This is a genomic window from Saccharothrix deserti (assembly GCF_009769385.1).
GTDB classification, from domain to species: domain Bacteria; phylum Actinomycetota; class Actinomycetes; order Mycobacteriales; family Pseudonocardiaceae; genus Actinosynnema; species Actinosynnema deserti.
The window spans coordinates 1-6,485 of record NZ_VKAB01000114.1 but is presented as its reverse complement, the minus strand read 5'-3'; the positions used below and the strand labels follow the sequence as shown (position 1 = coordinate 6,485).

Here is a 6,485-nt window from a genome sequence, read left to right as displayed (position 1 = left end):
TACAACGCCTCGAGGTCCAGGGAGTTCCGCTGGAGGAGATCGCCGCCGCGCTGCGCAACCGGCACGCCGACGTCGGCGCGATCCTGGACCGCATCGACGAGGACCCGCGCACCCTCCAGGCCGCGGCGGAGGCGGCGCCGCCGGAGGTGCGCGGCCTACTGGCCGCGGTCGCCACCCGCGTCCGCTCCCTGATCACCGTCGCCCTGCAGATCCCGCCCGACCTGCCCCTCCCCTGACCCGCGCCGCAACCGCACCCGGGTGATGGCGTGGTGCTCCACGGCGAGCACCTCGATCGTCCACCCCGACACCGCGACCCGCTCACCCGGCGCTTCCGGGATGTGCCCCAGGACCGCCAGCACCAGGCCCGCGATGGTGGCGTAGTCGCGGTCGGGCGCATCGGGCAGTTCCACGCCCAGGTCGGCCAGGTCGTGCACGGGGAAGGTGCCGGGCAGTACCAGCGAACCGTCCTCGGCGGTGCGCACCGCCATCACGTCGCGGTCGGTCTCGTCGTAGATCTCCCCGACGATCTCCTCCAGCAGGTCCTCCAGCGTGACCATGCCCGCGACCGCGCCGTGCTCGTCCACCACCAGCGCCATCTGCTCCCGCTCGACCTTGAACCGCCGCAACGCGTCCGACACCCGCACCGTGTCCGGGAACACCACCGCGGGCCGCACCACCTCCCCCACACTGCCCCGCTCGTCCAACAGGTCACGCAGGTGCACCACACCCACCACGTCGTCCAAATGCCCGCCACGCGCCACCGGCGCCCGCGAGTGCCCCGAGGCGGCCAACTCCGCGCGCGCCGCCGCCACGTCCGTCTCGGCCGCCAGGGTCACCACCGCGCGCCGCGGCACCAGCACCTCTCGCAACCTGCGCTCGTGGATCTCCAACGCCCCGGTGATGATCATCCGCTGCTCGACGTTGAGGCCGCGCTGCGCCGACACCAGCTCCCGCAGCTCCTCCGGCGACATCTGCTCGGACTCCGCGTCCGGCCTGCCGCCGAACAACCGCACCACCAGGCTCGTCGACGCGCTCAACGCCCACACCGCAGGACGGGACACCGCCGAGAGCACGTCCAGCGGGCGCGCGACCAGCAGCGCCCACCGCAGCGCGTTCTGCATCGCCAGCCGCTTGGGCGCCAACTCCCCGAACACCAACGTCAGGAACGTCAACACCACCGTCACCAGCGCGATCGCCACCGCCTCGGCGGCACCGTCGAAGAAGCCCAGCAGCGGCACCAGCGGCTCGGCCAACGACACCGCCGCCGTCGCCGACGCCAGGAACCCCGCCAGGGTGATCCCGATCTGGATCGTCGCCAGGAACCGGTTCGGATCCCGAGCCAGCCGAACCAACGTGCGCGCCCCGGCGCGGCCGTCGCGCTCCAACGCCCGCAACTGGCCCTCACGCAGCGAGATCAACGCCATCTCGCTGCCAGCGAACACCGCGTTGAGCAACACCAACACCGCCACCAACACGATGGTGAAACCGTAACCGTCCACACCCACTCCGAACCCCGACCGAGTGGCCGAAACGCTACTGCCGGAGCACCCCGACCACCGCCCGAAACCCGCGCAAGGGCCGGTCGATGACGTCCGCCGGCAGCTCGGTGACCAGGCCAAACCCGACGGGGTGCGGGCTCGCAGCCCACACCCCGTCGACACGGTGACCTCCGCAGGTCTCCAGGTCGACCAGGGCCGCGGCGAGCTTGCCCGCGGACCGCGTCGAGTCACGGGTCCAGCGATGCGGGGCCGCCCATCCCCACCACGGAGTGGGGCCATGGCCGTTCCCGCCGCCGGTAGCCCGGTCGCACCGTCGTGACCGCGTATCGACCGACTAGCGTGAGCGCACCGACCACAGGCCGGCGCGACGAGAGGGATGGCATGCACCCGAAGGAGAAGCCGACCATGGCGCCGAGCGATATCGACCTCAGCCGTCCCAGCGCCGCCCGCGTGTACGACTACTACCTCGGCGGGGCGCACAACTTCGCCGTCGACCGCGAGATGGCCCAGCAGGCGATCGCGATGTGGCCCGACCTGCCGCTGATCATGCAGGCCAACCGTGCGTTCCTGCGTCGTGTGGTCCGCCACTGCGTGTCCGCCGGTGTCCGCCAGTTCCTCGACCTCGGATCGGGCATCCCCACCGCGGGCAACGTCCACGAAGTGGCCAGGGCTGCCGCCGCGGACGCCCGTGTGGTCTACGTCGACACCGACCCGGTCGCCGTCGCCTACAGCAGGACCATCCTCGGCCAGGACCCGCAGACCACGGTGGTGCAGGCCGACCTGCGCCACCCGGACCAACTGCTCACCCGCCCCGAGGTCACGTCCCTGCTGGACTGGAACCAGCCGGTGGCCGTGATGATGGTCGCGGTGCTGCACTTCGTGCCGGACGACGACACCCCCGCGAAGATCATCACCGACTACCGGAACGCCCTGGCACCGGGCAGCTTCCTGGTCATGTCGCACGCAACGCACGAGGGCCGGCCGCAGCAGGCCGACGAACACCGGGACTTGTACCGGCGCACCCCGACCCCGATGACCATGCGCTCACGCGCCGAGGTCACGGCCTTCTTCGACGGCTTCGACCTGGTCGACCCCGGAGTGGTGTACCTGCCGCTGTGGCGGCCGGAATCGCTCGACGAGGTCGACGAACACCCCGAGCGGTTCACCGGCCTCGCCGCCGTCGGCCGCAAACCCTGACCGGGAGTCGGCGAGCTCACCTCCCGCCAAGGTGGGCTCCGGGCTCCGCACCGGGCCTGACATCGACCACCCTGGATCCGATCAAGCCATGAACCCGCGCAACGGGCGGCGCGGGGTGGCCGTGCCGACGATCAAACCGGGGCGATGAACGCCTCGCCCGAGAAGCTGACGGCCCTGCACGCGATGCTGGACCGCGCGCTGCGCGCGTGACGGACGAGTTGTCCGCACCCACACTCCCGGCCCAGTACGTCACTCACCAGGCGAAGATTCCGCGCCGTCAGCCAGTGCAGGTCACAGGTTTCCCCATGATCCGGACGGTCCGATGGCGGTCTGGGGCGGCTGTCGTCAAAGGGGCATTTTGAGAACCAGTGGCGGCGCGACACAGGGTTGAAGACTGGGCTTTTTGTGGGCATCGTGCTTCACTCGGCACATGCCCACAAAAAGCCCAGTAGAGGATGAGGTGACCGCCGCCGTCGGGCGGCTGCTGCGCCGCGGGCTGCCCGTGACCCTGGCGGCCGCGGATCCGGTGCTGCTCGATCTGCGCGGCGTGGTCGCGCGGGCGGTGGACCCCGCCGACGAGTCCAGCCGCACCGCCGCGCTGGACGGCACGCTGCGCGGCTTGCTCGCCCGGTTCCCGGACGGTCGGTACGCGGCGGCGGCGCGGGCGCTGTTCGGACTGCCGCCGGCCACGCCGGGGCAGAACCTGACCGTGCGGCGCGAGCTGGCCGCCGGGCAGGCCGGCCACGAGGTGCACCACTTCCGCAAGCGGGTGGAGCCCAAGCTGATCGAGACGCTGGCCGCCGAGCTGCTCGCGGACGCCGACCGGTTCACCCGCACGCCGCTGATCGCGCCCCGGCTCGCCGCGGTGGCCGCGCGGCAGCCGGTGGTGGCCGATCCGTTCGCGTGGGAGGTCGCCGAGCACGAGGAGCAGCTGTCGCTGTTGTGGTCGGCGGTCTACGCCGCCCGCGCCGAGCTGCTCGCCGTGGAACGGCTGATCAGCCTGCGGGCGGACCGGACCGACATCCTCCGCGCCGCGGTGACCGCCGCGTGGCGGTGGGCCGCCGCCCGCGCCGAGGCGATCAGCTACACCACCGCCTTCGCCCCCGACCTCGCGGCAGACGACCTGGTCGCTCTGGCCGGATGGACCCCGGCGCTGACCGCCGCGCAAGCCTCGCGGCTGACCGAGGCCGCCGCGGGCGGCGCCAGCCGGGAGCAGTTCGTCGCGCACCTGCACGGAGAGACCGGCCTGGGCAACACCTGGACCGAGGGCTTCCTCGCCGCATTGCCGACCCCCGACCTCCGACCCGACGAGAAGAACGGATCACCGTGACCACCATCAACCCCGACCTGTCCGCCGCGCTCGCTGCCGCCGCGGCAGGAGACCCGCGCCGCTACGTCATCACCGGCGGCCCGTCCTCGGGCAAGGACGACCTGATCGCCGCGGTGCACGCGGCCGGGATCCCGTGCACGGTCGACGAGCCCGGCCGGGAGATCTACCGCAGGCACCGCGAACGCCTCGGCCGCCACCTGCGCCGCGAGGACCGGCGCGAGTACTCACTGGAAGTGCTGGAGGCGTTCATCGCCGAGTACACCGGCCACACCCACGGCGTGCGCTTCTACAACCGGGGCATCCCCGACGGCTACGGCTGGGAGGGCTTCTTCGGCCTCAGGCCGACCCCGCAGCTCGAGGACGCCACCCGGACCTACCGCTACGACACGATCTTCGTGCTCGACCCGCTGGACACCTTCGAAGACCCCGACGACATCGTGTGGGCCAAGGACCGCGAAATCCGCCGGGTGCACGAGCTGATCGTGCAGGGCTACTACGACGCCGGCTACGAACCGGTGTTCGTCGCCCCCGACTCCGCGACGGCGCGACTGGACTTCATCTGCGCCAACCTGCGCCTGCCCAAACCCAGCCGAGGAGCGTGAAGGCCCTTGTCCCGCAACGGAAAGCCCGCGCTGCTGGTCTCGCCGAACAGTATCCTGGCCAACGCGTTGCTGCGCTCGATCGACCTGCTGCGCCCGCGCGTGCTCGCCTCCCGGCCGAAGCGGATCGAGTTCGTGGTCGGCACGCAGATCAACGGTGCCCCGCACCTGGGCACGAACCTGGTGCAGACCGCGGCGTTCCTGCTCGCCAAGATCGCGCGGCGGGAGTTCTCCATCGACACCGTCGTGCGGTTCGGCGCCCTGGACAACGCGCCGCACGACGTGGTGCTCGACCCGGAGACCCCACCACGCCTACCAGCAGACCTACTTCCACGCCCTGGGCAAGGACAAGATCGGTGAGTTGATCGAGAACTACTACCAGGCGTTCTTCGCTTCGCTGTCGGTGGCGACCGACACCGACTACGCGGTGGAGACCTACACCGACCAGCAGGCATCCCCGGGGTTCCGGGCGGAGTTCCTCCGCACCCTGGAACGCATCGAGGACATCCGCTGGTGGATGGCCCCGTCGCACGGCATGGTGCACATCCGGGTGCCGTGCCCGACCTGTGGGTGGGCGGAGAAACGCGCCGACCGCACCAGGCTCGCCCACCTCGACGAGGACGGCGCCACCTTCACCGCGGTGTGCCTGGACCACGGGGCGTACGAGGTGCACATCGACCCCGAGGACGACGCGCCCTACCTCGACCTCGCCACGCTGTACCGGAACCTGGTCGAGGAACGCGCCTTCGGCCGTGACACCGACGTGCTGCACGTGATGCTCAAGGGCGGCGACTGGGCGTTCGGCTGCCAGCTCGTCGACGGCGCCCTCGGCGCGCTCGGAACCCCTGCCGCGCAGATGCCCATCCGGGTGTTCACCCCGCAGGTCCTGGCCCCGACCGGGGCGAAGCTCTCGAAGTCCCTGCTGCGCGAACAGGGACGCGCCGCGCTCCCGCCGGACGTCGAGCCGTGGATGCTCGACACCACCGCCTGGCCCGGCACCGTCGACGACTACGTCGACACGCTGGTCTGGCTGGTCGGCGAACTGCTCACCGACCCCAAGCACTTCTTCCGCTCGTTCACCGTCAAGGAACTCGGCCGACTCATGCCTCTGCGTCCCACCGAACCCGCCGTCCGCGCCCACGAGATGGGCATCTACAAACGGTACTTCGACCTCATCGCCACCGGCCGCAAGACCACCGAGATCCGCGTCAACGACTCCAGCCGCCGCAAGATCAAGCCCGGCTCGCTGATCCGGTTCAACTGCCAGGGCCGCTCGGTGCTGACCCGCGTCACCAAGGTCGCCCGCTACACCAGCTTCGAGGAGATGTTCGACCACGAGCCCGTCGCCTCGGTCAACCCGACCGCCACCCGCGACGAACAGCTCGCCAACATCCGCCAGATCTACCCGCCCGAGCGCGAGGCCCTCGGCGTGGTCGCGATCGGCATCGAACTGGTCGACCCGCCCCGGCCCGCCTGACACCAGGCGCACACCGATGACGGCCCCGCCGGACAACTCCCGGTGGGGTCGCGTCATGTCCGGGCCGGTGAGGCGATCTCCCGTAAGTCGTGCACCCGCGCCGGGCCGCGCGCCACGCCGTCAGCGTCGGCTCGATCAACGCCCACTGGGCATCGGACAGGTCACTGGGGTACGCACGTCGAGAGCTCACAGTTGATCAACTCTAGGGCGGCCACGAAACCGGACAGACCACCACAAACCAAGATCAGATGCCCTCTAAGAACTCCTAACAGAATGATCTTGGAATACGGTTGAGCAGTGGTGTGTTGACCATGGCGTGAGGAAGGGCCAGCAGCTTCCGTGGGTCGTCTCCGACGAGCTGTGGGCAAGGGTCGAGCCGCTGC

At 70.7% G+C, this 6,485-nt stretch carries 6 protein-coding genes and 2 pseudogenes; 6 read left to right on the top strand and 2 right to left on the bottom strand.

The features are described 5' to 3' along the window. Positions 1 to 236, top strand: a pseudogene (locus tag FM051_RS49475) (MerR family transcriptional regulator); the annotation flags it as partial. Here the strand turns inward: FM051_RS49475 and FM051_RS49470 are convergent. Further along, positions 156 to 1,499 (bottom strand): hemolysin family protein, encoded by a 1,344-nt coding sequence (locus FM051_RS49470; protein ID WP_158854863.1) that lies wholly within the window; start codon positions 1,497 to 1,499, stop codon positions 156 to 158. The pseudogene FM051_RS49475 and the gene FM051_RS49470 overlap by 81 nt on opposite strands. Positions 1,500 to 1,880: 381 nt before the next feature. Here FM051_RS49470 and FM051_RS49465 point away from each other — a divergent pair, with 381 nt between their 5' ends. From FM051_RS49465 to FM051_RS52960, 5 genes are all read left to right on the top strand, one after another. Continuing rightward, a complete protein-coding gene (locus FM051_RS49465; RefSeq protein WP_158854861.1) occupies positions 1,881 to 2,696 on the top strand; it encodes an SAM-dependent methyltransferase in 816 nt (271 codons plus the stop codon). Positions 2,697 to 3,156: 460 nt separating this feature from the next. Further along, positions 3,157 to 4,026, top strand: a complete 870-nt coding sequence (locus FM051_RS49460; protein ID WP_158854859.1) for a hypothetical protein — start codon at positions 3,157 to 3,159, stop codon at positions 4,024 to 4,026. Beyond that, a complete protein-coding gene (locus FM051_RS49455) occupies positions 4,023 to 4,628 on the top strand; it encodes an AAA family ATPase (RefSeq protein WP_158854857.1) in 606 nt (201 codons plus the stop codon). Before FM051_RS49460 ends, FM051_RS49455 begins: the two co-directional genes overlap by 4 nt. A gap of 6 nt (positions 4,629 to 4,634) precedes the next feature. Next, positions 4,635 to 4,985 carry a hypothetical protein gene (locus FM051_RS50270; protein ID WP_162470813.1) on the top strand — a complete coding sequence of 117 codons (351 nt, stop codon included), beginning with the start codon at positions 4,635 to 4,637 and terminating at the stop codon, positions 4,983 to 4,985. 1 nt (position 4,986) lies between these two features. Beyond that, positions 4,987 to 6,102: an ASCH domain-containing protein gene (locus FM051_RS52960; RefSeq protein ID WP_238413258.1), complete on the top strand. Its 1,116-nt coding sequence runs from the start codon at positions 4,987 to 4,989 to the stop codon at positions 6,100 to 6,102. A gap of 100 nt (positions 6,103 to 6,202) precedes the next feature. On the opposite strand, the pseudogene FM051_RS49445 reads toward FM051_RS52960, so the two are convergent. Then, a pseudogene (locus FM051_RS49445) lies at positions 6,203 to 6,292 on the bottom strand (IS5/IS1182 family transposase); the annotation flags it as partial. Positions 6,293 to 6,485 lie beyond the last annotated feature (193 nt).